Source organism: Pseudomonas sp. Z1-14 (genome assembly GCF_051132005.1).
Classification (GTDB): Bacteria; Pseudomonadota; Gammaproteobacteria; order Pseudomonadales; family Pseudomonadaceae; genus Aquipseudomonas.
Map to the genome: position 1 here is coordinate 4,583,663 of NZ_CP071646.1, position 26,999 is coordinate 4,610,661.

The 26,999-nt window shown below is 61.2% G+C and carries 22 protein-coding genes; 13 read left to right on the top strand and 9 right to left on the bottom strand.

The window, feature by feature from the left end; translation table 11 throughout:
* The first annotated feature begins 136 nt into the window (after window positions 1-136).
* Complete coding sequence (locus J3P89_RS21105) at window positions 137-1,486, top strand: NCS2 family permease (protein ID WP_305496146.1); 1,350 nt, start codon at window positions 137-139, stop codon at window positions 1,484-1,486.
* Window positions 1,487-1,550: 64 nt separating this feature from the next.
* On the top strand, window positions 1,551-2,177 hold the full coding sequence (locus J3P89_RS21110) for a LysE family translocator (RefSeq protein ID WP_434695550.1): 627 nt from the start codon (window positions 1,551-1,553) through the stop codon (window positions 2,175-2,177).
* A 203-nt stretch (window positions 2,178-2,380) separates the two neighbouring features.
* Here J3P89_RS21110 and uraH read toward each other — a convergent pair whose 3' ends face one another.
* Window positions 2,381-2,734, bottom strand: a complete 354-nt coding sequence (gene uraH / locus J3P89_RS21115) for a hydroxyisourate hydrolase (RefSeq protein ID WP_434569440.1) — start codon at window positions 2,732-2,734, stop codon at window positions 2,381-2,383.
* A gap of 411 nt (window positions 2,735-3,145) precedes the next feature.
* Between uraH and puuE the strand changes: the two genes are divergently transcribed.
* The 6 genes from puuE to J3P89_RS21145 all read left to right on the top strand — a co-directional run bounded on the left by puuE (window position 3,146) and on the right by J3P89_RS21145 (window position 8,923).
* Complete coding sequence (gene puuE / locus J3P89_RS21120; RefSeq protein WP_434625345.1) at window positions 3,146-4,072, top strand: allantoinase PuuE; 927 nt, start codon at window positions 3,146-3,148, stop codon at window positions 4,070-4,072.
* Window positions 4,069-4,584 (top strand): 2-oxo-4-hydroxy-4-carboxy-5-ureidoimidazoline decarboxylase, encoded by a 516-nt coding sequence (gene uraD / locus J3P89_RS21125; RefSeq protein ID WP_434625347.1) that lies wholly within the window; start codon window positions 4,069-4,071, stop codon window positions 4,582-4,584. The genes puuE and uraD overlap by 4 nt, the downstream gene beginning before the upstream one ends.
* Window positions 4,585-4,651: 67 nt before the next feature.
* Complete coding sequence (gene alc / locus J3P89_RS21130; protein WP_434695551.1) at window positions 4,652-5,647, top strand: allantoicase; 996 nt, start codon at window positions 4,652-4,654, stop codon at window positions 5,645-5,647.
* A 120-nt stretch (window positions 5,648-5,767) separates the two neighbouring features.
* Window positions 5,768-6,280: an ureidoglycolate lyase gene (locus tag J3P89_RS21135; protein WP_434569444.1), complete on the top strand. Its 513-nt coding sequence runs from the start codon at window positions 5,768-5,770 to the stop codon at window positions 6,278-6,280.
* Window positions 6,281-6,461: 181 nt separating this feature from the next.
* A complete protein-coding gene (locus J3P89_RS21140) occupies window positions 6,462-7,763 on the top strand; it encodes a urate hydroxylase PuuD (RefSeq protein WP_434695552.1) in 1,302 nt (433 codons plus the stop codon).
* A gap of 374 nt (window positions 7,764-8,137) precedes the next feature.
* Window positions 8,138-8,923, top strand: coding sequence for an outer membrane protein OmpK (locus tag J3P89_RS21145; RefSeq protein WP_434569445.1), 786 nt, complete (start codon window positions 8,138-8,140; stop codon window positions 8,921-8,923).
* Window positions 8,924-8,977: 54 nt separating this feature from the next.
* Here the strand turns inward: J3P89_RS21145 and J3P89_RS21150 are convergent, their stop codons facing one another.
* Entirely contained in the window at window positions 8,978-10,324 is a 1,347-nt protein-coding gene (locus tag J3P89_RS21150; protein ID WP_434673780.1) for a DEAD/DEAH box helicase, read from the bottom strand.
* 191 nt (window positions 10,325-10,515) lie between these two features.
* Here J3P89_RS21150 and J3P89_RS21155 point away from each other — a divergent pair, with 191 nt between their 5' ends.
* The gene (locus J3P89_RS21155; RefSeq protein ID WP_434695553.1) at window positions 10,516-11,814 is read left to right on the top strand and encodes a mechanosensitive ion channel family protein; all 1,299 of its coding nucleotides are present in this window, start codon (window positions 10,516-10,518) and stop codon (window positions 11,812-11,814) included.
* Window positions 11,815-11,937: 123 nt separating this feature from the next.
* On the opposite strand, the gene J3P89_RS21160 is transcribed toward J3P89_RS21155, so the two are convergent.
* From J3P89_RS21160 to J3P89_RS21170, 3 genes are all read right to left on the bottom strand, one after another.
* Window positions 11,938-12,804 (bottom strand): carboxylate/amino acid/amine transporter, encoded by an 867-nt coding sequence (locus J3P89_RS21160; RefSeq protein WP_434603083.1) that lies wholly within the window; start codon window positions 12,802-12,804, stop codon window positions 11,938-11,940.
* Window positions 12,805-13,156: 352 nt separating this feature from the next.
* Entirely contained in the window at window positions 13,157-13,756 is a 600-nt protein-coding gene (locus J3P89_RS21165; protein ID WP_434695555.1) for an FMN-dependent NADH-azoreductase, read from the bottom strand.
* Between the two features lie 150 nt (window positions 13,757-13,906).
* Window positions 13,907-14,221 (bottom strand): 3-phosphoglycerate kinase, encoded by a 315-nt coding sequence (locus J3P89_RS21170; RefSeq protein WP_305496159.1) that lies wholly within the window; start codon window positions 14,219-14,221, stop codon window positions 13,907-13,909.
* Between the two features lie 50 nt (window positions 14,222-14,271).
* Here J3P89_RS21170 and J3P89_RS21175 point away from each other — a divergent pair, with 50 nt between their 5' ends.
* The 4 genes from J3P89_RS21175 to J3P89_RS21190 all read left to right on the top strand — a co-directional run bounded on the left by J3P89_RS21175 (window position 14,272) and on the right by J3P89_RS21190 (window position 18,499).
* Complete coding sequence (locus J3P89_RS21175; RefSeq protein WP_305496160.1) at window positions 14,272-15,195, top strand: LysR family transcriptional regulator; 924 nt, start codon at window positions 14,272-14,274, stop codon at window positions 15,193-15,195.
* 14 nt (window positions 15,196-15,209) lie between these two features.
* A complete protein-coding gene (locus tag J3P89_RS21180) occupies window positions 15,210-16,013 on the top strand; it encodes an alpha/beta fold hydrolase (protein ID WP_434695556.1) in 804 nt (267 codons plus the stop codon).
* A gap of 4 nt (window positions 16,014-16,017) precedes the next feature.
* Complete coding sequence (locus J3P89_RS21185) at window positions 16,018-16,581, top strand: peptidylprolyl isomerase (protein WP_434695557.1); 564 nt, start codon at window positions 16,018-16,020, stop codon at window positions 16,579-16,581.
* 85 nt (window positions 16,582-16,666) lie between these two features.
* A complete protein-coding gene (locus J3P89_RS21190; RefSeq protein ID WP_434695558.1) occupies window positions 16,667-18,499 on the top strand; it encodes an ABC transporter ATP-binding protein in 1,833 nt (610 codons plus the stop codon).
* Window positions 18,500-18,664: 165 nt separating this feature from the next.
* On the opposite strand, the gene J3P89_RS21195 is transcribed toward J3P89_RS21190, so the two are convergent.
* The 4 genes from J3P89_RS21195 to hrpA form a co-directional block, all read right to left on the bottom strand.
* On the bottom strand, window positions 18,665-19,789 hold the full coding sequence (locus J3P89_RS21195) for a GNAT family N-acetyltransferase (RefSeq protein WP_434695560.1): 1,125 nt from the start codon (window positions 19,787-19,789) through the stop codon (window positions 18,665-18,667).
* A 139-nt stretch (window positions 19,790-19,928) separates the two neighbouring features.
* Window positions 19,929-21,239, bottom strand: coding sequence for an OprO/OprP family phosphate-selective porin (locus J3P89_RS21200; RefSeq protein ID WP_434695561.1), 1,311 nt, complete (start codon window positions 21,237-21,239; stop codon window positions 19,929-19,931).
* 369 nt (window positions 21,240-21,608) lie between these two features.
* Window positions 21,609-22,730: a beta-ketoacyl-ACP synthase III gene (locus J3P89_RS21205; RefSeq protein ID WP_434695562.1), complete on the bottom strand. Its 1,122-nt coding sequence runs from the start codon at window positions 22,728-22,730 to the stop codon at window positions 21,609-21,611.
* Window positions 22,731-23,064: 334 nt separating this feature from the next.
* On the bottom strand, window positions 23,065-26,976 hold the full coding sequence (gene hrpA, locus J3P89_RS21210; protein WP_434695563.1) for an ATP-dependent RNA helicase HrpA: 3,912 nt from the start codon (window positions 26,974-26,976) through the stop codon (window positions 23,065-23,067).
* Between the last annotated feature and the right edge of the window lie 23 nt (window positions 26,977-26,999).

Sequence of the window (26,999 nt, forward strand, 5' to 3'; positions counted from 1 at the left end):
AGCATAATTCGCTTCGTGCGAGTTCCTGACCAAAAGGTCAACTACTTCGCCAGCCTTACCGCCTCAATGCCTCGCAGCCCTCCTCAGGGAGCACGCGGTGCTGAAATAACAATAAGACTCTTGAGGAGTACTCGCTGTGGAAAGCCGCAAACCAGAAGCCCAGACCCTGGACCTTTCGCCGCCACTACGCAGTGGCTGGCTGGAGCGAATCTTCAAACTCAGCTTGCATGGCACCACGGTGAAGACCGAGCTGATCGCCGGCCTGACGACCTTCATCACCATGGCCTACATCATCTTCGTCAACCCCAACATCATGGCCGACGCGGGCATTGATCACGGCGCTGCGTTCGTCGCTACGTGCATTGCCGCCGCCCTGGGTTGCCTGTTGATGGGCCTGTATGCCAATTGGCCGGTAGGCCTGGCGCCGGGCATGGGCCTGAACGCTTTTTTTACCTACACGGTCGTCGGGACCATGGGCTACAACTGGGAAACCGCGCTGGGCGCGGTGTTCGTTTCCGGGGTGTTGTTCATGTTCCTGACCCTGTCGCGGGTGCGTGAGTGGTTGCTCAACAGCATTCCGGTGAGCCTGCGCTACGCCATGGGTGCGGGGGTCGGATTGTTCCTTGGGCTGATCGGCCTGAAGACCGCCGGAATCATCGTCGACAGCCCGGCGACGCTGATCAAGCTGGGTTCCTTGCATGAGCCAGGACCGCTGCTGGCCGCCGTGTGTTTCCTGATGATCGCCGTGCTGAGCTATCACCGTGTGTTCGGCGCGATCCTGATCAGCATCATTGCCGTGACCCTGGCCGGTTGGGGCCTGGGACTGGTGCAATACAACGGCGTGATGTCGACGCCGCCGAGCCTGGCTCCGACCTGGATGGCGATGGACGTCGCCGGCGTGTTCAACGTCAGCATGATCAGTGTGGTGCTGGCCTTCCTGTTCGTGCATATGTTCGACACCGCCGGCACCTTGATGGGCGTCGCCCAGCGCGCCGGCCTGGTAAAGCCCGACGGCAAGATCGAAAACCTGTCCAAGGCCCTCAAGGCCGACAGCGCCTCCAGCGTATTCGGCGCGATGGTCGGTGTTCCGCCGGTGACCAGCTACGTGGAAAGCGCGGCCGGCGTCGCAGCCGGCGGCCGCACGGGGCTTACGGCGGTGACGGTCGGTGTGCTATTTATTGCCGCCATGTTCTTTGCCCCGCTGGCCGGGATGATTCCTGCCTATGCAACGGCCGGCGCCTTGATTTATGTGGCCATGCTGATGATGGGCGGCATGGCCCACATCGAGTGGGACGAAGCGACCGACAGTATTCCAGCCATCGTCACCGCCATCATGATGCCGCTGACCTTCTCGGTCGCCGATGGCATCGCGCTGGGTTTCATCACCTACGTGGTACTCAAGGCCGGCACCGGTAAACACAAGGAAATATCCGTCAGCCTGTGGGTGCTCTGCGCGATCTTCATCGCCAAGTTCATCTTCTTGTAAGCGGGCACCCTCTGTATCCGCCTCACCCCGTCGGGTGAGGCTTTTGTGCATCAGGAGCAAAGCAATGAATCTGGAAACCTGGTTATTGTTCAGTGGCGCCGCCTTGGTGGTGATCCTCATCCCCGGCCCGCTGTCGCTGCTGATGATCAGCAACAGCCTCAACTACGGTCTGCGTCGTTCTTATCCGGCGTTCCTCGGTGGGGTGGTCGCCTCGATCTGCCTGTTGAGCGCCTCAGCGCTGGGGCTCGGGGCGCTGTTGCTGGCTTCGGAACAATTGTTCAGCGCCCTGAAAATTGTCGGCGCGCTGTATCTGTTCTACCTCGCCTGGCAGAGCTGGCAGCAATCGCGCCAGCCATCCCAGGGCGCCGAAGTGCCCCAGGCTACTGTCACTCCAAGGTTTCGCGCGCTGTTCGGCCGGGCATTCGTGCTGGGCGCGAGCAACCCGAAAGACATCCTGTTCTTCGCGGCGTTCCTGCCGCAATTCCTGAGCGCCGAGCAGCCATTCCTGCCGCAACTGCTGATCATGATCGCCACCTGGACCGCGCTTGACCTGCTGTGCAAGCTGGCCTATGGCCTGGGTGCCCACGGCGCTGCCCGGTATCTGCGTACCGGCAAGGGCCAGAGCTGGTTCAACCGGGTCAGTGCGGGGTTGTTCAGTGGGGCGGGGGCGGCTTCTTTGTTGAGCCGCTGAAAAGCAAAAGCTTCGCGAGCAGGCTCGCTCCGACACTGGATTACTGGTGTTCACGAAACCTTGTGGGAGCGAGCCTGCTCGCGAAGGCGGCCTCGAAGACAAGCTCTTTTTCAAGGCCAAAAAAAGCCCGCAGTGTGAGCGGGCTAAAAACCAAAGAAGCTCTATGCGCAGTCGCTTCCAGGGCAAGGCAGCTGCTTGGGGGCTCAGCTGCCTCGATAGGTTGAATAGGCGTAAGGCGAAATCAGCAGGGGCACATGGTAATGCTCCTGCTCCTGCGAAATACCGAAGCGCAGCACCACCACATCAAGGAACGCCGGCTCGGCCAATTGCACGCCACGGGCGCGGTAGTAGTCGCCGGCGTGGAATTGAATCTGATAGACCCCGCTGCGGTAGTCATCCCCTTGCAGAAGCGGTGCGTCGCAACGGCCATCGCTGTTGGTCAATGCGCTGGCGACCAGTTGCAATTGCGAACCTTCGACGCGGTACAGCTCGATCCTGATCGAGCTGCCCGGACAACCGTGTGCAGCATCCAAAACGTGTGTAGTCAGACGTCCCATTGATTGTGCGTGCCTTGCCGCAAGGCGACCAGGCACGGCGCCTCCTGAGTCAGTTGAAAGACAGGCCGCACCATTGTGAAGCATTAACGCTGCGGCAATTCTCGAATTAAGACAGTTTAAACATAAATTGTACACAATAAAAAATGAATTTTTCTCGTCCACACCGCCTGACGATGGTTCCGCCCGACTCCCGGTCCGCCCCTGCTTCGACAAAGGCTTGTGAAGAGTAAATTGACCAAGTGGGCAGATTTCTTGCAGTGTAGACAAACCGACGGTCGCGGTGAAAAATGCAAAAAACAGGCTTACAAGTCGAATATAAAGTTGTATACAATCAGCCCATCGTCGTGACGCCAGCCTGTGATCCACCCCCAAGGCGCCACCTACATGGTTCGAAGAAGAAGGAAGACTGCAGTGAGCGCTGACTACCCACGCGACCTGATCGGTTACGGCAGTAACCCTCCCCACCCGCAATGGCCGGGCAATGCCCGAATCGCCCTGTCTTTCGTACTCAACTATGAGGAAGGCGGCGAGCGCAACATCCTGCATGGCGATCGTGAGTCCGAAGCGTTCCTCTCGGAAATGGTTTCGGCGCAACCGTTGCTGGGCGAGCGCAACATGAGCATGGAGTCGCTGTACGAGTATGGCAGCCGTGCCGGCGTCTGGCGGATCCTCAAGCTGTTCAAGCAATTCGATATCCCGCTGACTATCTTCGCCGTGGCCATGGCCGCCCAGCGCCATCCGGACGTGATCCGCGCCATGGTCGCCGCCGGCCATGAAATATGCAGCCACGGCTATCGCTGGATCGACTACCAGTACATGGATGAAGCGCAGGAGCGCGAACACATGCTCGAAGCGATCCGCATCCTCACCGAACTTACCGGCGAGCGGCCGTTGGGCTGGTACACCGGACGCACCGGCCCCAATACCCGGCGATTGGTAATGGAAGAAGGCGGCTTTCTCTATGACAGCGACACCTACGACGACGACCTGCCGTACTGGGAGCCGAATAACCCCACCGGCAAGCCGCACCTGGTAATCCCTTACACACTCGACACCAATGACATGCGCTTCACCCAGGTGCAGGGTTTCAACAAGGGCGACGACTTCTTCCAGTACCTCAAGGATGCCTTCGACGTACTGTATGCCGAAGGCGCCGAAGCACCGAAGATGTTGTCCATCGGCCTGCATTGCCGCCTGATCGGCCGCCCTGCCCGCCTCGCCTCCCTCAAGCGTTTCCTGGAATACGTCAAGGGCCACGAACAGGTGTGGTTCAGCCGCCGGGTCGACATTGCACGCCACTGGCAGCAGACCCACCCGTATCCGGGAGTTTCGAAATGACTGCATTCCAGACCCTCAAGCCTTCCAGCCTGAGCCGCGAAGCGTTCGTCAAAGCCTTCGCCGACATCTACGAACATTCGCCATGGGTGGCCGAAAAGGCCTTCGACCTGGGCCAGGATCCCTCGATCGACCAGATCGAAACCCTGCACCAGCGCATGAGCGACATCCTGTTGAGTGCCGACCACGCCAGCCAGCTGGCGCTGATCAACGCTCACCCGGACCTGGCCGGCAAAGCCGCCGTCCAGGGCCAACTGACCGAAGCCAGCACCAACGAACAGGCTGGCGCCGGTATTCACCAATGCACGGCCGAAGAGTTCCAGCGCTTCACCGAGCTGAACGAGGCCTACAAGGCCAAGTTCAAGTTTCCCTTCATCATGGCGGTAAAAGGCAGCAACCGGCACCAGATCCTTGCCGCGTTCGAAACGCGCATTCACCACTCGGCGGATGCCGAATTCAAATGCGCATTGGCAGAGATCAACAAGATCGCGTTGTTCCGATTACTGACCCTTTAGCGAGCGGCACCTCAAGACCAGGTCCTGCAAGCATCCCCAGCCAACTTACCAAAGGCAGACAAGAAGAATGAAAGCTTACGCCGTACCGTTCGAGAAATTCGTCAACCTGGCCGACGCCCGCCTGGGCACCAAGATCATTTCGGTGACCGATGACTGGTTCGCCGATGCCAACCGCCTGTTCCAGCCGACCCCGGCCGTGTGGAAGGAGGGTGTGTTCGACGATAACGGCAAATGGATGGACGGCTGGGAGTCGCGCCGCAAGCGTTTCGAAGGCTACGACAGCGCGGTGATCCGCCTGGGCGTGCCGGGCTCGATCAAGGGCGTGGATATCGACACCTCGTTCTTCACCGGTAATTACCCACCGTCGGCCTCCCTGGAAGCCTGTTTCCTGGCTGAAGGCGAGCCGGATGAAAACACCCAGTGGACCGAAGTGCTGTCGGCCGTCGAGCTGAAGGGCGACAGCCACCACTACCACGAAATCAGCAATGACCAGGCGTTTAGCCATCTGCGCTTCAACATCTATCCGGACGGTGGCGTGGCCCGGCTGCGGGTCTACGGCATTCCATACCGCGACTGGTCCGCCGTCGGCGACAACGAACAGATCGACCTGGCTGCCGCCCTCAACGGTGGCCGTGCCCTGGCCTGCTCCGATGAACACTTCGGCCGCATGAGCAACATCCTCAACCCGGGCCGTGGCGTGAACATGGGCGACGGCTGGGAAACCGCCCGTCGGCGCACCCCCGGCAATGACTGGGTGATCGTCGCCCTGGGCCATGCCGGCATTGTTGAGAAAGTCGTCGTCGATACCCTGCACTTCAAAGGCAACTACCCGGACAGCTGCTCGATCCAGGGCGCGTTCGTCAAAGGCGGCACCGACAGCCAGATCGAAACCCAGTCGCTGTTCTGGCGTGAACTGCTGCCGAGCCAGAAGCTGGAAATGCACGCCGAACACACCTTCGCCGAGCAGATCAAGGAACTGGGGCCGATCACGCACATCCGCCTGAACGTGTTCCCGGACGGTGGCGTGAGCCGCCTGCGGGTATTGGGCAAGGTCGCTAAATAGCAGTGAAGCCAATCGCGAGCAGGCTCGCTCCCACAGGGGTATGCGGTCAAATGTGGGAGCGAGCCTGCTCGCGATAGCAATAGAACAGACAACAACGAATTCAAGGTTAAGAAGACCAGCATGCGCACACTCAAGATCGAGCCATTGACCAAAGAAGCCTTCGCCCCGTTCGGTGACGTGATCGAAACCGACGGCAGCGATCACTTCATGATCAACAACGGTTCGACCATGCGCTTCCACCGCCTGGCGACGGTCGAGACCGCCACGCCGGACGACCAGGCGATCATCAGCATCTTCCGCGCCGACGCGCTGCAGATGCCGTTGACCGTGCGCATGCTGGAGCGCCATCCGCTGGGCAGCCAGGCCTTCATTCCGCTGCTCGGCAACCCCTTTCTGATCGTGGTCGCGCCACTTGGCGATGCACCTGTATCAGGCTTGGTCCGCGCCTTCGTCACCAACGGCAGGCAGGGCATCAATTACCATCGCGGCGTCTGGCACCACCCGGTGCTGACGATCGAAAAGCGGGATGACTTCCTGGTGGTTGATCGCAGTGGCACAGGCAATAACTGCGATGAGCATTTTTTCCAAGAGGATGAGTACTTGATCCTCGCCCCCCACCAGCGGACGGAGTGAAAACTGCTGCGCTCGGCAATACTGCGTTGAAAACAGACTCGAAATGCTCATTGACTAAAGTCAACTCCGCTTTCTCGCCAGTTTTCGCCTTGTCTTGCCTTCGCTCGCTACGTTTTCACACCGTCCCCAAGAGAAGGTCCGATCACCCGAAGACAAGGGTGACGGGCGAGAGGTAAAGACTGTGGAAGCACATATGCTGGAATGGCTGAACCTGAGCGTGCGCTGGGTTCACATGATCACTGGCGTGGCCTGGATCGGCGCGTCGTTCTACTTCGTCTGGCTGGAAAACAACCTCAATCGCGTCAATCCCCGGAGCGGCCTGGCCGGTGATTTATGGGCCATCCACGGTGGCGGCATCTACCACCTGGAAAAATACAAACTCGCGCCGCCGTCCATGCCGGACAACCTGCACTGGTTCAAATGGGAAGCCTATTTCACCTGGATGTCGGGCATCGCCCTGCTGTGCCTGGTGTTCTATTGGAACCCGACCGTCTACCTGCTGGCTCCCGGCAGCAGCCTGAGCGGCGCTGAGGGTGTCGCCCTGGGCATCGGTTCATTGTTCGTTGGCTGGTTCGTCTATTCGGCACTCTGCGACTCGGCACTCGGCAAACGCCCCGCCCTGCTCGGCCTGATTCTGTTCGTGCTGTTGATCGCCGCGGCCTACGGCTTCAGCAAGGTGTTCAGCGGTCGCGGCGCCTACCTGCATGTCGGCGCCGTCATCGGTACGATCATGGTCGGCAACGTGTTCCGCATCATCATGCCGGCACAGCGCGCCTTGGTGGCGGCCATCGCCGAGAACCGCACGCCTGACCCGGCGTTGCCGGCCAAGGGCCTGTTGCGTTCGCGCCACAACAACTACTTCACCCTGCCGGTGCTGTTCATCATGATCAGCAACCACTTCCCGAGCACCTACGGCAGCCAATACAACTGGCTGATCCTGGCCGGGATCGCCGTGGCGGCCGTGTTGGTGCGTCATTACTTCAACACCCGCCATGACAGCAACCGGTTTGCCTGGACGCTGCCGGTCGGCGCCCTGGCGATGATCTGCCTGGCTTACGTCACCGGGCCCAAGCCAATGCCAACGGCACCGGAAGTCGCCAAGGCTCCTGGCGTGATCGAGTATCAACCGTTGCCGGAAACGGCGGTGGGCGGCGGGGCCAAACCGGCCACGGCGCCAGCCGCTCCGGCAACCGCGCCCGCCCAGGCGGCCAACGCGCAGGGCCCGTCATTTGAAAAGGTCCACAGCGTGATCCAGGAGCGCTGCTCGGTCTGTCATTCGGCCAAGCCCACCAGTCCGCTGTTCAGCGCCGCGCCGGGCGGGGTGATCTTCGATACGCCGCAGCAGATCCAGCAACAGGCCGCACGCATCCAGGCCCAGGCCGTGACCACCCAGATCATGCCCTTGGGCAACATCACCCAGATGACCCAGCAGGAACGTGATCTGATCGGCGCCTGGATCACCCAGGGCGCACGCACCAACTAGTCCGGCCAGACACACCCCGCTCCACCCGCAATACCGCAGACAGGCAGGCCGGCACACGACCGGTCGCCTGTCAGCGGCCGCCTGCGCCTCAACAACAAGAACAAGAGGAAAGCTTTATGCATGCGCTCCATCGTCACGCCTCCAGATGCGCCGTCGCAACGCACTTGAGTCGCCCCAGGCAAGTCCGTATCCTGCGCGGCCGTTCAAACCCGGACACCTCAAAATAATCATCAAGTCCTGAGCGACCCGCCGACTTTCAGCCACTGCCACAAACAAAAAGCTGACCGAACGGATGTTTTGTCCGTGGAAAAAGGCGCCACACCAGAGCGCTGACGACAACAACGCGGTACCACTTACCTTTGGGAGCAAACCGAATGAAACGTACGTGCACCAGCCTGATACTCGCAGGATCGTTGCTCGCCGGCAGCCAAGCCATGGCCGGCGATCTGTTGCAGTGGCAGAACAACAGCCTGAGTTATCTCTACGGCAAGGATTTCCAGATCAACCCGCGTATCCAGCAGACCGTGACGTTCGAACACGCCGATGCCTGGACCTACGGCGACAACTTCTTCTTCCTCGACCGGATCTTCTACAACGGCGAGGACGACAGCAATTCCGGCCCGAACACCTACTACGGCGAGTTCAGCCCGCGCCTGTCGTTCGGCAAGATTTTTGATCAGAAGCTGGAACTGGGCCCGGTCAAGGATGTGCTGCTGGCGATGACCTATGAGTTTGGCGAAGGTGACAACGAGTCCTACCTGATCGGCCCGGGTTTCGACCTGGCGATTCCCGGCTTCGACTATTTCCAGTTGAACTTCTACAACCGACAGACCGAAGGCTCGCGGGCGGGCGACAACGTCTGGCAGATCACCCCGGTCTGGGCCGTCACCGTCCCGGTGGGTTCATCCGACATTCTGTTCGACGGGTTCATCGACTGGGTCGTCGACAACGACAGCAACGCCAAGGGCACGTACCACGCCAACCTGCATATCGTCCCGCAGATCAAATATGACCTGGGCAAGGCCTTGAAGCTCGGCGCCAAGCAGCTATACGTGGGCGTGGAATACGACTACTGGAAGAACAAGTACGCCATCGAGGACAGTGAAAGCTTCAAGACCAACCAGAGCAATACCAGCCTGTTGGTCAAATACCATTTCTGACTCGGCGTACCCATAAAAAAACCGGACCCAAGGTCCGGTTTTTCATTCATGGGCTTATTCAGCCGCCGGCGCCTCGGGCTTGCGGCGTTTGAGCGGGGCCATGCCGTCCTTGCTGACCAGCGACGGCGCATCGCTCTTCGGGCGGTTGGCGGTCTTGCGCTTGGTCGGGGCCTTGGCGCCGGTTTTTTTCTTGTCGCCCTTGGCGTCGACCTTTTTCTTCTTCACGCCAACGGCCTTGCCCGACGCCTTGACCTTTTTCGGTCCGCCGTAGGTGCCTTTGACTTCCTTGATGGTGCGGCGCTCGAAGCTCTGCTTGAGGTAGCGCTCGACGCTCGACATCAGGTTCCAGTCGCCGTGGCAGATCAGCGAGATCGCCAGGCCATCGTTGCCGGCGCGACCGGTGCGGCCGATGCGGTGCACGTACTCGTCCCCGCTGCGGGGCATGTCGAAGTTGATGACCATGTCCAGGCCGTCGACGTCCAGGCCACGGGCGGCGACATCGGTGGCAACCAGGATCTTCACACCGCCCTGCTTGAGGCGGTCGATGGCCAGCTTGCGGTCCTTCTGGTCTTTCTCGCCGTGCAGCACGAACGCCTTGTATTCCTGGGCGACGAGACGACCGTAGATGCGGTCGGCCATGGCCCGGGTGTTGGTGAATACGATGGCTTTTTCGTAGGTCTCGTTGGCCAGCAACCAGTTCACAATCTGCTCTTTGTGCTGGTTGTGGTCAGCGGTGATGATCTGCTGGCGAGTCGTGGAGTTCAGCTGACTGACCGCGTTGAGCTGCAAGTGCTCAGGGTTGTTCAGGACCTTGGCGATCATCTCGCGCAGGCCCGAACCGCCGGTGGTGGCGGAGAACAGCATGGTCTGCTGGCGATTGACGCATTCATCCACCAGGCGCTGCACATCTTCGGCAAAACCCATGTCCAGCATGCGGTCAGCTTCGTCCAGCACCAGCACTTCGACTTCCTTGAGGTCGAGGTTGCCGGCGTTCAGTTGCTCGATCATCCGCCCCGGCGTGCCGATCAGGATATCCGGCACCTTGCGCAGCATGGCGGCCTGGACCTTGAAATCTTCCCCGCCGGTGATCAGGCCGGACTTGATGAAGGTGAACTGCGAGAAGCGCTCCACTTCCTTCAAGGTCTGCTGGGCCAGTTCGCGGGTCGGCAGCAGGATCAGGGTCTTGATGCTGACGCGGACCTTGGCCGGGCCGATCAGGCGATTGAGGATCGGCAGCACGAACGCAGCGGTCTTGCCGCTGCCGGTCTGCGCCGTCACCCGCAGGTCACGCCCCTGGAGCGCGAGCGGAATAGCCGCTGCCTGCACCGGCGTTGGCTCGACAAATTTAAGCTCGGCCACGGCTTTGAGCAGGCGTTCGTGCAGGGCGAATTGGGAAAACACGGGTGCTACCTCGAAGAAATGCAAAAAAACAGCTGCATAGGTTACCGGTTTCGAGCGCGCAGGCCGAGTTTCTTTATACAAACGGCTGCAAATCAGTGTGTTTTCAAGACCGGATTTGTCATCAACGGTCACTTCGCCACGCTTAAATGCTCTAATTCGCCCATCGCGCTCATTAGAAGACCGTCTCGTCCATGGATATCAAACAATTCTGGCTCAACCTTCAGGATTTCTGGGGGGCCCTGGATCAGCACCCGCTCCTGCATTCCGGTCTCGCCCTGGCCCTGCTGCTGGCGATCGCGCTGGTGCTCGGGCGCGTGGCGCGTTACCTGATCCTTCACGGCGCCAAGCTGATCGGCCGCCAACCGGCCCTGCACTGGGTCAACGACCTGCGCCAGAACAAAGTCTTTCATCGCCTGGCGCAGACGACGCCGTCGCTGATCATCCAGTTCGGCCTGCACCTGGTGCCGGGGCTGAGCAAGACCAGCACGGTCTTCCTCGGCAATGTCGCGCTGGCCTTCACCATCCTGTTCATGCTGCTGGCCGTCAGTGCCCTGCTCACTGCGCTGCTGGACGTCTATGCTCGCACCGAACACGCCCGCACCCGCTCGATCAAGGGCTACGTGCAACTGACAAAAATGGTCCTCTACGTGTTCGGCGCGATCATCATCGTCGCCACGCTGATCGACCGTTCACCGCTGTTGCTGCTGTCGGGCCTGGGTGCGATGTCGGCGGTGATCCTCCTGGTCTACAAGGACACGCTGCTGTCGTTTGTCGCCAGCGTGCAGTTGACCAGCAACGACATGCTGCGGGTCGGCGACTGGATCGAAATGCCCCAGGTGGGCGCCGACGGTGATGTGGTGGACATCACCCTGCACACGGTGAAGGTGCAGAACTTCGACAAGACCATCGTCTCGATCCCCACCTGGCGTCTGATGTCCGAATCGTTCAAGAACTGGCGCGGCATGCAGCAATCCGGCGGACGGCGGATCAAGCGCAGCCTGTTCATCGATGCCAGCGGCGTGCGCTTCCTCCACGACGAGGAAGAACAGCGCTTGACGCAGGTGCGCCTGCTGACCGATTACATCGGCCGCAAGCAGGCCGAGCTCAAGGCCTGGAACGAAGCCCAGGGCAACGTCGCGGCGATGTCGGCCAACCGCCGGCGGATGACCAACCTGGGCACATTCCGCGCCTATGCCCTGGCCTATCTGAAAAGCCACCCGGAGATCCAGCCGAACATGACCTGCATGGTCCGCCAGCTGCAGACCACTGCCCAGGGTATCCCGCTGGAAATCTACTGCTTCACCGGCACCACCGTGTGGGCCGACTACGAGCGCATCCAGGGGGATATCTTCGATTACCTGCTGGCGGTGATGCCAGAGTTCGGGCTGGGCTTGTACCAACAGCCGAGCGGTACGGATCTGCGGGCGGGGTTGCTGCCGGCGGTGCTGGGGGCAAGCCATATTCCGGAGCCGGAAAAGCAGGTGGTCTGAAGCCAACCCGATTCCCCTGTGGGAGCGAGCTTGCTCGCGATAGCGGTGTATCAGAAACATAGATGTTGACTGATAGTGCGCCATCGCGAGCAAGCTCGCTCCCACAGGGTTCAGGGTGAAGGGTCAATGTGAAGGCTGAGGCTGGCGTATCCCCAACCGACTGATCCACACCGCCGCGAGTATCACCGACCCACCCAGCAGCAACCGACCCAACGCCTCATGCTGGTTCCAGATCAGCAGGTTCACCAGCAACCCCACCGGCACGTGCAGGTTGTTCATTACCGCCAATGTCCCGCCGTTCACCAGGCACGCGCCCTTGTTCCACCAATACAGCCCCAGCGCGGTGGAGACCAGGCCGAGGAATACCAGTACGCCCCATTGCAACGGCGCTTCAGGCCAGAAATCGGCCTTGCCGAACAGCAGGAAGGCCGGCAGCGCGACCATCAGCGCGCCGAGGTAGAAATAGCCGAAACGCCGATAGTGCGGCAGGTCGCTCGGGTGCCGCGCCACCAGGTGCTTGTACAACACTTGCCCGGCCGCATAGGTGAAGTTGGCCAGTTGCAGCAGCAAAAAGCCCATGAAGAAATCCGGGTTGATCCGGTCATAACGAATCACCGCCGCGCCGGCCACCGCCACCAGCGCCGCAATCAAGGCCCAGGGGTTGAAGCGTCGATTGAGTGCATCTTCGATCAAGGTCACGTGCAGCGGCGTGAGGATAGTAAACAGCAGCACTTCCGGCACCGTCAGTACGCGGAAACTCAGGTAGAGGCAGACGTAGGTCACGCCGAACTGCAGGGCGCCGATCAACAGCATGCCGCGCATGAACGACGGCTCAACCTGGCGCCAGCGGGTCAGTGGAATGAACACCAGCCCCGCCAACACTACGCGCACCAGCACCGCGAAATAACTGTCGACATGCCCGGCCAGGTATTCGCCGATCAGGCTGAAGGAAAACGCCTGGATCAAGGTCACAAAAAGTAGATAGCCCATACCGCCCCTCGTTTTCGGATGGCGGCGAAGATAGCGGTTTTTCAGGATCGCCGCTAACCGCAATAACCAGCCCAGACACTAAACCCTGTGGGAGCGAGCTTGCTCGCGATGGCTGCCTGACAGTCGAGAGAGATGTCGGCTTACATTCCGCTATCGCGAGCAAGCTCGCTCCCACAGGGGAAATTCAGTGAATGGGAGGTCGCAGGCAAAAAAAAGCCCGATCTCGCTTCAGCGTTCAATCGGGCGGCTGCACTCAGGAGCAATAAGTGCCAAGGGAGGTTCGATGCGCAAAACGGTTTGAAGGGAAGCGCCAAGTCACTAGAACACCTGGCGATTACCCGAGGATTAACGCTCAGGCCACTTGGGATAGCTTGGCGTTGGCCTGGTTCAGGCCCTTCTCCTGGAAGTCGCCGCCCAGGTTCATGCCTTCGGCATGGATGAAGGTCACGTCGTGGATGCCGATGAAGCCCATGACTTGGCGCAGGTACGGTTCCTGGTGATCGGTGCTGCCACCGGCATGAATGCCGCCGCGGGCGGTGAGCACGAAAGCGCGCTTGCCGGTCAATAGCCCCTGGGGACCGGTGGGGGTGTACTTGAAGGTCACGCCGGCGCGCAGCACGTGGTCGAGCCAGGCTTTCAAGGTGCTCGGGATGGCGAAGTTGTACATCGGCGCGGCCATCACCAGAACATCGGCGGCGAGCAGCTCATCGGTCAGCTGGTTGGAGCGCTCCAGGGAGGCGTTCTCGAGGTCGTTGCGCTGCTCGGCCGGTTTCATCCAGCCCCCCAGCAAATGGGCGTCCAGGTGCGGAACCGGGTTGACTGCCAGGTCGCGAACGCTGATCTCATCGGCCGGATGCGCGGCTTTCCACTGGCTGATAAAGGTCTGGGTCAGTTGACGGGAAACCGAGTCTTGCTGGCGGGCACTGCTTTCGATGATCAGAACGCGGGACATGGCTTGTAGGCTCCATCTGAGAATGTTGTAAGTCGATGGAGTGAAGGTTAAGCGCGATCATATCGATGAAAAAGCGCAAATAATTGCTGCAAAACATCGATTATTTCGTTTATAAGCGGAGCACGCCTTGTGACGCTGCCCCGCCGCTGGTTATTTCGGCTTGCAGGTCAGCTCGATGCGCAGCTTGATGATGTTGCGGTTGAACTTGGCGGTGGCGTTCTTGAACTTGCCGGCGGCGACTTCGATCTTGCGGGTTCGCGGCGCTTCGGGGCCGTTGCGAAACACCACGCTGCACGCCGCGTCGGTGCTGCCGTAGTTGTTGACCTGGATCGAGCCGATGTCGGCATCGGTGTCGTAGGCGGTGTAGTCGATGCTCAAGCCGTTGAGGTGTTTTTCCACGTCGATCGGGTAGGCAAAGGCACTCAGCGGCAGCAGGGCCAGCAGCGCACAACAGATTTTTTTCATTCGGCAGTCTCCACGAGGGGACCGCCAGCTTAGGACAAGAGGAGCTCAATATGAAAGCGCCCCGCGTGACCCTTGATCAATGGCGAACGTTGCAGGCGGTGGTGGACCATGGTGGTTTCGCCCAGGCCGCCGAAGTACTGCACCGCTCTCAATCATCGGTGAGCTACACCGTGGCCCGCATGCAGGATCAGCTCGGCGTGCCGTTGCTGCGTATCGACGGACGCAAAGCCGTGCTGACCGAAGCCGGCGGCGTGCTGCTGCGCCGTTCCCGGCAACTGGTGAAACAGGCCAGCCAGCTGGAAGACCTGGCCCACCACATGGAGCAGGGTTGGGAAGCTGAAGTGCGCCTGGTGGTCGACGCGGCCTACCCCACTGCCCGCCTCGTCCGCGCGCTGACCGCGTTCATGCCGCAGAGCCGGGGCTGCCGGGTGCGGCTGCGCGAAGAAGTCTTGTCCGGCGTCGAAGAGGTGCTGCTCGAAGGCGTCGCCGACCTTGCCATCAGCGGCTTCAGCATTCCCGGTTACCTGGGCGCGGAACTGAGCGATGTCGAATTCGTTGCGGTGGCCCATCCCGAGCACGCCCTGCACCGACTCAACCGCGAGCTGACGTTCCAGGACCTGGAGAGCCAGTTGCAAGTGGTGATCCGCGACTCCGGCCGCCAGCAGCCCCGCGATGTCGGCTGGCTCGGCGCCGAACAGCGCTGGACCGTGGGGAGCCTGGCCACCGCCGCGACGTTCGTCGGCAGCGGCCTCGGCTTTGCCTGGCTGCCCCGGCACATGATCGAGCGAGAACTCAGGGAGGGCACGCTCAAACGTCTACCCTTGGATCAGGGCGCCAGCCGCAACCCGAGCTTCTATCTGTATTCGAACAAGGAAAAGCCTCTGGGACCGGCCACGCAGATTCTCATCGAACTGCTGCGCACCTTCGATACCGCGCCGCTGGATGCGCCGTTCGCTGCCCCTGAACAAGCCTGACAAGGATCTCGCCGATGGCCTTTTTCGAACATGAAGGTTGCAGCCTGCACTATGAGGAATATGGCCACGGCAAACCGCTGGTGCTGGTCCACGGGTTGGGCTCCAGCACTCGCGACTGGGAAAAGCAGATTCCCGTGTTGTCGCGCCACTACCGCCTGATCGTGATGGATGTGCGCGGCCACGGCCGCTCCGACAAGCCGCGCGAGCCCTACAGCATCGCGGGCTTCAGCGCCGACCTGGGCGCCCTGATCGAGCGCCTCGATCTCGGCCCGGTGCACCTGGTGGGCTGGTCCATGGGCGGCATGATCTGTTTCCAGCTGGCCGTGGACGAACCCGCACGGGTCAGGAGCCTGTGCATCGTCAACAGTGCCCCTGAAGTCAAAGTCCGTACGCCCGACGATTGCTGGCAATGGTTCAAGCGCTGGAGCCTGATGCGCCTGCTGAGCCTGGAAACCATCGGCAAGGCCCTCGGCGAGAAGTTGTTCCCCAAGCCCGAACAAACCGAACTGCGCCTGGAAATGGCCCGGCGTTGGGCAGAGAACGACAAAGGTGCCTATCTCGCCAGTTTCGACGCCATTGTCGGCTGGGGCGTGCAGGAACGCCTGGCGCAAATTGCCTGTCCAACCCTCATTATCTGCGCCGACCACGACTACACCCCGGTGGCGCTGAAAGAGGCCTATGTAAAACTGCTGCCTGACGCACGACTGGCAGTCATCGCCGATTCACGGCACGCTACGCCCCTGGATCAACCCGAACGCTTCAACCAGACCCTGCTCGAATTCTTGACCGCAACCGATTCCACTACCCAGGATCACTGAACCCATGCTGAAAAAAATCGCCCTCGCCGCCGGCACCGTACTGTTTGCCGCCAACCTGATGGCCGCCACGCCGGCCAAGGCACCACACGTCCTGCTGGACACCACCAACGGCCAGATCGAAATCGAACTGGACCCGGTCAAGGCGCCCATCAGTACCAAGAATTTCCTTGAGTACGTCGACAGCGGCTTCTACAACAACACGATTTTCCATCGCGTGATCCCGGGCTTCATGGCTCAGGGCGGCGGTTTCACCCAGCAGATGCAACAAAAAGAGACCAAGCCACCGATCAAGAACGAAGCCAGCAACGGCCTGCATAACGTTCGCGGCACCTTGTCGATGGCCCGCACATCCAACCCGGATTCGGCCACCAGCCAGTTCTTCATCAACGTGGCCGACAATGCCTTCCTCGACCCGGGCCGCGACGCCGGCTACGCGGTATTCGCCAAGGTGGTCAAGGGCATGGACGTGGTGGACATCATCGTCAACTCCCAGGCCACCACTAAATCAGGCATGCAAAACGTGCCGGTCGATCCTGTGATCATCAAGTCGGCCAAGCGCATCGACTGAACCCACAGGGCAAGCCTGAGCGGCGCCGGCAACCCCGCGCCGCCCACCGCAAAAAAGGAGAGCCCCCGCCCGGGCTATGTACCCCATGGTTTACCGCCGTTTTGAAAAACTGATCGACATCTTCCGCGACGCCCCGACCTCGGCCCCGCCGAACCGCGTCCTGCCCTTCTACACGTATTACCTGAAACAGGTCTGGCCCAGCTTCGCCGCACTGCTGGTGGTCGGCCTGATCGGCGCGCTGATCGAAGTGGCGCTGTTCAGCTACCTGAGCCGCATCATCGACCTGACCCAGGCCACGCCCAACACCGACTTCTTCAAGCTGCACGGCCTCGAGCTGGCCTGGATGGCGGTGGTCGCACTGGTGTTCCGGCCGATCTTCGTGGCCCTGCATGACCTGCTGGTGCACCAGACCCTGAGCCCGAGCATGACCAGCCTGATCCGCTGGCAAAACCACAGCTACGTGCTCAAGCAGAGCCTGAATTTCTTCCAGAACGACTTCGCCGGGCGCATTGCCCAGCGCATCATGCAGACCGGCAACTCCCTGCGCGACTCGGCGGTACAGGCCGTGGATGCGTTGTGGCACGTGCTGATCTACGCCATCAGCTCACTGGTGCTGTTCGCCGAAGCCGACTGGCGCCTGATGATCCCGCTGCTGGCCTGGATCGCTGCCTACATCGGCGCGCTCTGCTACTTCGTGCCACGGGTCAAGGAACGCTCCGTGGTGTCCTCCGATGCGCGCTCCAAGCTCATGGGCCGGATCGTCGACGGCTACACCAACATCACCACCCTGAAGCTGTTCGCCCACACCAACTTCGAACAGCAATACGCTCGCGAAGCCATCGAGGAACAGACCGAGAAAGCCCAGTTGGCCGGCCGCGTGGTGACGAGCATGGACGTGGTCATCACCAGCATGAACGGGCTGCTGATTGTCGGCACCACGGCCCTGGCGCTGTGGCTGTGGACGCAATCGCTCATCAGCGTCGGCGCCATTGCCCTGGCCACCGGCCTGGTGATCCGCATCGTCAACATGTCCGGCTGGATCATGTGGGTGGTCACCGGCATTTTCGAAAACATCGGTATGGTCCAGGACGGCTTGCAGTCCATCTCCCAGCCGGTCAGCGTCACCGACCGCGAGCAGGCCAAGCCGCTCGCGGTGGCCCGTGGCGAGGTGCGTTTCGAACATGTGGATTTTCACTACGGCAAGAAAAGCGGCGTGATCAGCGACCTGAACCTGACCATCAGGCCCGGCGAGAAAATTGGCCTGATCGGGCCGTCCGGCGCGGGTAAATCCACGCTGGTGAACCTGCTGCTGCGCCTCTATGACGTGCAGGGCGGACGCATCCTCATCGACGGCCAGGACATTGCCCATGTCGGGCAGGAAAGCCTGCGCGAACGCATCGGCATGATCACCCAGGACACCTCGCTGCTGCACCGCTCGATCCGCGACAACCTGCTTTACGGCAAGCCCGACGCCACCGACGCGCAACTCTGGGAAGCGGTGCACAAGGCCCGTGCCGATGAGTTCATTCCGTTGCTGTCGGACGCCGAAGGCCGCAGCGGTTTCGATGCGCACGTCGGTGAGCGCGGCGTGAAGCTCTCCGGTGGCCAGCGCCAACGCATCGCCATCGCCCGGGTATTGCTCAAGGATGCGCCGATCCTGATCATGGACGAAGCGACCTCCGCGCTGGATTCGGAAGTCGAAGCGGCGATCCAGGAAAGTCTCGAGACGCTGATGCAAGGCAAGACCGTGATCGCCATCGCCCACCGCCTCTCGACCATCGCCCGGATGGACCGACTGGTAGTACTGGAAAACGGCCACATCGCCGAGACCGGAAGCCATGCCGAGCTGTTGGCCCATGGCGGGCTGTATGCGCGGCTCTGGCAGCATCAGACGGGTGGATTTGTCGGGATTGATTGACTCCGGAGTCCGCACAAAACCCGTGGCGAGGGAGCTTGCTCCCGCTGGGGTGCACAGCGCCCCCCTTGGGGCCCGGTCCAGCTTCATGGTTGGATTCAGATTTTTTGGGGCTGCTGCGCAGCCCAGCGGGAGCAAGCTCCCTCGCCACGGGGTTTCATAACATCCTCAGCACTGCCGATACGGCAGTGCTGTCCTGGCTTCTTCGGCATACGCCAGCACGCCCTCATGCTCACGCACGAGGAAATCCGCCACCGCCGCCTTCAGGCCCGGATGGCGCAAGTAGTGCCACGAGCGGGTAATCACCGGCTCGAACCCGCGAATCAATTTGTGCTCGCCCTGGGCTCCGGCGTCAAAGCGCTGCAGGCCGTTGGCGATCGCATAGTCCATGCCCTGGTAGAAACACGTCTCGAAGTGCAGGCGATCGAACTCCGCGAGACAGCCCCAGTAACGGCCGTAAAAACTGTCGCCACCGACCAGGCTGAATGCCATCGCCACCGGCCGCGAACCTTGCTTGGCCAGCACCACGCGAATGGCTTCGGGCATGCGCTCGGCCAGCAGGCTGAAGAATGTCCGGGTCAGATAAGGTGCTTGCCGACGCACCGCATAGGTATTGGCGTAACAGGCGTAGACAAAATCCCATTGCGCCTCGTCCAGTTGATGGCCTTCGAGCCACTCGAACTCGATGCCCTGCCCTGCCACTTGCTCGCGCTCCTTGCGCATCTGCTTGCGCTTGCGGGAACTGAGCGCATCAAGGAAATCCTGGAAATCCCGATAGCCGCGATTTTGCCAGTGATACTGGCAACCGATCCGCTGCAGCCAACCGTCCTGACCGGCCAGCGCCGCATCGGTAAAGGCATCGGTGAAGTTGATGTGAGCGCTGGAAAGCCCTTCGATTTCCAGATAACCCGGCAGGCTGCCGAGCAATTCCAGACCGTCCTCCACTGACGCCGCCAGCAGCCGCGGCCCGCTGACCGGACTGAACGGCACCGCTGTCAACAGCTTGGGGTAATAGTCGATGCCCGCCCGGGCACAGGCGTCGGCCCAACCATGATCGAACACGTACTCGCCGTAGGAATGCCACTTGCGGTAACTGGGCAGGGCCGCCAGCAGCCGTCCGTCTTCCATGTGCAACAGGTGCTCGGGCTGCCAGCCGGAATGCGCGCCCAGGCTGGCGCTGTCTTCAAGGGTGCTTAAAAAAGCGTGGCGCAGGAACGGTTGATTGGCGGGCACCAACGCGTCCCACTCGAGTGACGCGATGGCGGACAGGTTGTCCAGGACGTGAAGCGGCATGCGGTTCCTCGATATCCAGGCGGCGGATTACCCGAGTATCGCCGATCCAGGCCGGTCGGACATAAAAAAACCCCGCCAGAGGCGGGGTTCAAAGGAGCATAACGGATGAAAGTGCAGCGGTGTATCAAGTCAAAGCGATTTAGAACACGTACTGAGCGCGGACAACAAAACCATCGCCGTCGTCATCGCCGTTGACGTTGGTGACCTTGTCGGTCTTGGCCTTGACGTAGGCACCGGTGATTTTCACCGCTTCGTTGGCGTACCAGTTCACACCTAGATTGTGCACCTTGGCTTCGGCATCGCCCACTTCGCGGGTCGCCGAGGCAGTGGTGATGTTGTCGTCTTCGACGGTCATGCTGTCGTAGCGGTAGAACACTTCCCAGGCACCGATGGATTTGTTCTGTGGCTTGATCGCGTCAAACTTGCCGACTTTATAACCACGGGACTCGCCGGTGAGGGTGTAGGCACCCTGGACGTAGAAGCCGTGGCCCTTGAGGTCTTCGAAGGCGTCGCTGTCAGCCTTGGTCTTGCGCGAGATGTATTCACCCTGGATCGACGCTGGCCCCATAGCGAAAGCGGCTTCCAGGCCGAAGGCGGTGTCAGTGTCGTACGAACCGGCCGGCGAGTTGCTCGCGCCGCCCAGGACCGGACGGTTGCCGTTAGGACCGGCATCGTTGCCGCCCAGGGTTTCAACGCCACGCATGCCCAGGCGGGAGCGATAACGAGCATCGAACGCAGTGTCGGAGACGTCACGGGAGGCCACGCTCAAACCGAAGTGCAGCACGTTGCCGGCTTCGTGCATCGGCGCGAATACAAAGCGACCGTTGACTTGCTTGACGCTGTCGCCGTCAGCATCGTCATTGTCCTTGCTGAACACGCCGGCCGAAGCATAGAACGAATCAGCGAAAGTGCTGGATGCCTGGATACCCATACCGTTCTGCTTGTCCATGGCCCAATCGACCAGATCGTAGGCGGAGTTTCGCTCAGGCGCGGTGACCCATTTGGAGCTGGTGGCTTTTTCAAGGCCAAAGTCTGGGTCAAAACGGCCAACCTTGATGGAAACCGGTTTGAAACCGTTATAGGCCAGAGACGCCTCGTCGAAGTAGCCGTTATCGGAATCGCCGGTGTTATGGGACATGTCGTAGTTGATGGTGTATGCCCAATCCGTGTACAGCACGCCGGACAGTTCCAAGAAAGCACGACGGAAATAGGCGGCGTCTGCCGAATTGCCATTGTCGGTGTAGATCCCGTCGAACTGGCTGTAGTCAGCCTGCAAACGACCGCCGAGCTTGAAGCTGAACTCTTTGTCAGTGGTAGCGACCTCCAGGCCGCCCTTGGTCTTGACCACGATATCGGCGCCGTCGGTGGTTACGGTGCCGGCGAAAGCCTGGGCGGTTACTGCCATTGCCAGAGCGCTGGCGGCAAAACCTGCGAAGTGCTTACGGATCATCGAAGAATTCCCCTAGTTGGTAGTCTATGCGTTAGAAAACACGCGGAACTGGGCCCGCTGGTGTTGGGAGGGGATCTTGGCGATGGGTTGTGTCAGGCGAGTTGCTATCACATAAAGATTTTATGACAGCGGAACTTTTTACTTCGAATGGGAATAACAAAAGAGCAGCTTCGAGAGGCAAGCCGCGAGCTGCAAGCTAGAGCGGTTAAGCAACGATCAAGCTGCTTTCGTGGCGAGGGAGCTTGCTCCCGCTGGGCTGCATAGCAGCCCCAAACTCTATCTGGCACTGCGATGTATCTGTAGGACGCAGGGGGCTGCTGCGCAGCCCGGCGGGAGCAAGCTCCCTCGCCACGAATCAAGCAGTCCGGATCAACGCTTGCGCAATATCACGCTGCCGATCGAGTAACCGGCGCCAAACGAGCTGAGCACCGCGACCGAGCCGCTGGTCAGGTCGTCCTGGTACAGGTGAAAGGAAATCACCGAACCCGCCGAGCTGGTGTTGGCGTAGCGGTCGAGAATCACCGGGGCTTCTTCCTCGCTGGCTTCGCGCCCGAGCAGCTTGCGGACGATCAGCTGGTTCATGCTCAGGTTGGCCTGATGCAGCCAGAAACGCTTCACTTCGCCGACGTTCAGCTGGTTTTCCTGCAAATGATCGCCAATCAATTCAGCGACCATCGGGCAAACGTCGCGAAACACCTTGCGGCCTTCCTGGACGAACAGTTTGTCCCGCGTGCCGATGCCCTCTTGCGCCGCGCGGTTGAGGAAGCCGAAGTTGTTGCGGATGTTATTGGAGAACTTGGTGAGCAGCTTGGTGCTGACCACGTCGAACTGGTACGGCGATGTCGCCTGGTCCGCCCGCTCGATGATCACCGCCGTGGCTGCGTCGCCGAAGATGAAATGGCTGTCGCGGTCACGGAAATTCAAGTGGCCGGTGCATACTTCCGGGTTGACCATCAGGATCGCCCGGGCCTGGCCCAGCTGTACGCTGTTGGCGGCGGCCTGGATGCCGAAGGTCGCCGAAGAACAGGCCACGTTCATGTCGAAACCGAACCCTTCGATACCCAAAGCTTCCTGGACTTCGATGGCAATGGCCGGATAGGGACGCTGCAGGTTGGAACAGGCAACGATCACGCCGTCGATATCAGCGGCGCTGCGGCCGGCACGCTCAAGCGCCTGTTTCGCGGCGCCGACGGCCATTTCGCAGAGCACCGACCATTCTTCGTTGGAGCGCTCCGGCAGGCGCGGCGTCATGCGCTTGGGATCGAGAATACCGTCCTTGTCCATCACGAAACGACTCTTGATGCCTGAAGCCTTTTCGATGAAGGCCGCATTGGACTCGGTCAATGCCTCGACTTCGCCGCGCTCGATGGCCTCGGCGTTGTCGGCGTTGAACTGCGCGACATAGGTATTGAAAGACTGCACCAGCTCTTCGTTGGAGATGCTGTTGGCTGGGGTATACAGGCCGGTGCCGCTGATGACGACGTTATGCATGGTCGTGTCTCTGATCTGTTCAGGCAGAAAGTATTGGCACCGACGTACCAACACGCAAAGGGTCTTTCCCATCCCGTGGGAGCAGACCTGGCATCGCTTTATTCCGATCCGCCCGTGGCATTGAAGCCAAAACCACGGGACCGGCATTTATAGGCGCGAAGTTTGCCATAAACGCTGGCGTTTGGCCCATTCTCCCTTTCACCAGGCATGAAACCTGTGGGAGCGAGCCTGCTCCGGGCGGCGATCCGACGAAAGCGGAGTGTCAGTCACCTTCAATGCCGGCTGGACCACCGCCTTCGCGAGCAGGCTCGCTCCCACAGGTCGTACGCCGACTCTAAGCCTCCACCAACCCCCACTGCTTGCTCAGGCGCTTGTCGGAAATCGGCACCTTGGTGCCCAGTTGCTGGGCGAACAGCGATACGCGGTATTCCTCCAGCCACCAGCGGTACAGTTCCAGCTGCGGATCGCGCTTGCCTTCCTGGGCATGCTTGCTGGCGCGGGCCTGGTATTGCGCCCAGAGGTTGGACAGCTCGCCGCTCCAGACCCGGTCCTTCTGTACCTGGCTGCCGAGCTTCTCGAAGCGTTGCTCGATAGCCTTGAGGTAGCGCGGCAGTTCCTTGAGCCAATGATGCGGGGTTTCGCGCACAAAGCCTGGGTACACCAGGTGGCTGAGCTGCTGCTTGATGTCGTTCAGCGCCACGGCCTGGGCCAGGTCGATCTTGCCCTTGAAGCGTTTTTGCAGGCCGTGCCAGAGTTTCAGGATATCCAGGGTCAGCCTGGCCAGGCGTTCGGCATGCTCGGTCCAGCCGCCACGCTTGCGTTCGGCCAGGGCCGCCAGCGCGGCGCCGTCGCGTGGCAGGCTCGGCTCGCCTTCGAGGACGCAACTGTCGAGGCTCGCCAGCAGGATGTCTTCCACCAGACCGTCGATGCGCCCAAGTTCGCGATATAGCAGGCCCAGTTCGGTCAGGCCCGGCAGCTTGCCGCGAAGAAATTTCGCCGTTTCGGCCAGTTGCTGCATAAGCAAGCGTTGCAAGGCGCGGCGATGCTGGAACTCGGCTTCGGCCGGGGTCGGGAAACGCCCTTCCTTGACCACGCCGCCCTCTTCCACCAGCGCCGGGTACACCGTCATCGACAGCCCGGCGATCTTCTGTTGGGTTTTTTCCGCCACTGGCGCGAAGATTTTCGCTTCCACCGGTTCCTGGCTCTTCGCCGTTTGCGGCACGGCTAGGGCGGCCTGGCTGGCTTCGGCAAAACGCGCGGTCAGTTCGGCCAAGTCGCGGCCTTCGCCGAGGAACTTGCCTTGGCCGTCGACGATTTCCAGGTTCATGCGCAAATGGCTTTCCACTTGCTGCGCCGCTTCCGCCCAGGCTTCGTCGCTGACCCGTGCGCCGGTCATGCGTAGCAGCTCGCGCCCCAGGGACTGCGGCAGCGAGCCCTCGGCAAACGTGATGCGCTGCAACGCCGCCTTGACGAAGTCCGGCACCGGCACGAAGTTTTTGCGCAAAGCCTTGGGCAGGTTGCGCACCAGGGCAATGCATTTGGCCTCGATCATCCCCGGCACCAGCCATTCCAGGCGCTCCGGCGGCAACATCGGCAGCAGCGGCGCCGGTACCCGCAGCGTCACGCCATCGCGCGGGTGGTTGGGCTCGAAGTGATAACTCAACGGCAAGGTCAGGTCGCCGACGCGCAAGGTGTCGGGATACAGATTGGCCGTCACCTCGCTGGCCTCGCGAGCGAGCACGTCTTCTTCGCGCATGATCAACAGCTGCGGGTCTTTCTGGCTGTTGATCCGGTACCAGCTATCGAACGTCGCGGTCTGGTGGATCTCGGCGGGCAGGCGTGCATCGTAGAAGGCGAAGAGGGTCTCCTCGTCCGCCAGGATGTCGCGGCGACGGGCCTTGGCTTCGAGTTCGTCAAGCTGCTCCAGCAATCGGGCGTTGGCGCTCAGGCACTTGGCCCGGGACTGGATTTCGCCACGCACCAGCGCCTCGCGGATGAACAGTTCGCGGGACACCACCGGGTCCACCGGCCCGTAGTGCACCGGCCGGCGACCGACCACGATCAGCCCGAACAAGGTGATCTGCTCGTAAGCCACCACCTGCCCGCGCTTCTTCTCCCAATGGGGTTCGAAGTGGTTTTTCTTGATCAGGTGCCCGGCCAGCGGTTCGATCCAGTCCGGTTCGATCTTCGCCACCATGCGCGCATACAACTTGGTGGTTTCCACCAGTTCGGCGGTCATCAGCCACTGCGGGCGCTTCTTGCCCAGCCCGGACGAGGGATGGACCCAGAAGCGTCGCTGCCGCGCACCGAGGTAATCGCCGTCTTCGGTTTTCTGGCCGATCTGGCTCAACAGGCCCGAGAGCACCGCCTTGTGCAGTTTCGGATAATCGGCCGGTTCCTTGTTGAGGCCCAACTGCATGTCGCGGCAGATCAGGCTCAACTGGCGATGGGAATCGCGCCATTCGCGCAGGCGCAAGTAATTCAGGAAGTTCTTGCGGCACCAGTTACGCAGGGGGCTGGCGGTCAGGGCCAGGCGCTGTTCTTCAAAGCCGCGCCACAGATTGACCAGCCCGGCGAAGTCCGAATCCGCATCCTTCCATTGCGCATGGGCCTGGTCGGCGGCCTGCTGGCGCTCGGGCGGGCGTTCGCGCGGATCCTGGATCGACATGGCACTGGCAACGATCAGGACTTCCTGGAGGCTGCCCAGTTTCGCCGCTTCCAGCAACATGCGGCCCATGCGCGGGTCCACCGGCAAGCGCGCCAGTTGACGCCCCAACGGCGTCAACTGGCTGTTGCGGTCCACCGCCGAAAGCTCTTGCAGCAGGTTGAAACCGTCGCTGATGGCCTTGCCATCCGGCGGCTCGATAAACGGAAAGTCAGTGATCTCGCCGAGGCGCAGATGCAGCATCTGCAGAATCACCGCCGCCAGGTTGGTGCGCAGGATCTCCGGATCGGTAAACTCCGGCCGGCCAAGGAAATCCTCTTCGCTGTACAAGCGCACGCAAATCCCCGGCTCGACTCGTCCGCAGCGGCCCTTGCGCTGGTTGGCGCTGGCCTGGGAAATGGCTTCGATGGGTAGACGCTGGACCTTGGCGCGGTAGCTGTAGCGGCTGATGCGCGCGGTGCCGCTGTCGATCACGTAGCGGATGCCCGGCACGGTCAGCGAGGTTTCGGCGACGTTGGTTGCCAGCACCACACGTCGTCCCGGGTGCGACTGGAAGATCCGCTGTTGTTCGGCCGGCGACAGTCGCGCGTACAACGGCAGGATTTCGGTGTGCTTGAGCTGGGCCTTGCGCAGCATCTCCGCCGCGTCGCGAATCTCCCGCTCGCCCGGCAGGAACACCAGCACATCGCCGGGGCTGCGGCGCTCGCTGCGTTCATGGGCGGCAATTTCATCGAGGGTGGCGAGGATCGCCTGGTCGACGGTCAAGTCGTCCTCGACCCGATTGCCCTCCTCGTCCTGCTCCAGCGTCAACGGGCGATACCAGGTCTCCACTGGAAAGGTACGGCCCGAGACTTCGACGATCGGCGCGTCATCGAAGTGCTTGGAGAAGCGTTCCAGGTCGATGGTCGCCGAAGTGATGATCACCTTCAGGTCCGGACGGCGCGGCAACAGGGTCTTGAGGTAGCCGAGCAGGAAATCGATGTTGAGGCTGCGTTCATGGGCCTCGTCGACGATGATCGTGTCGTAGCGTTCGAGGTAGCGATCGTTCTGGGTCTCGGCCAGCAGGATACCGTCGGTCATCAGTTTGATCAGCGTGTTGGCATCGCTCTGGTCCTCGAAGCGCACCTGGTAACCCACCAATGCCCCCAACGGCGTGCCAAGCTCTTCGGCGACCCGGCTCGCCACGCTGCGGGCGGCGATCCGGCGTGGTTGGGTGTGGCCGATCAAGCCATGCTGGCCGCGACCGATTTCCAGGCAGATTTTCGGTAACTGGGTGGTTTTACCCGAGCCGGTTTCGCCGGCGATGATCAACACCTGATGCTTGAGCAGCGCCTCTTTGATCTCGTCGCGCTTGGCCGCGATCGGCAAGTTGTCATCGTAGCGAATCGACGGCACGCTCGCCTTGCGCGCCAGCACCTGGTCGCACGATGCCTGCATGCGCGTCACCCACTGGGCCAGCTTGGCCTCGTCGGGTTTCTTGCGCAGCTCGAGCAACTGCCGCCGCAACCGGTGACGGTCGGCGAGCATGGCGTGATCGAGGTTCTTCAGCAGTTTGTCGATAGCGGGGGCTTGGTCAGTCATCAGGTACGCAGGGGTCGTCGGTT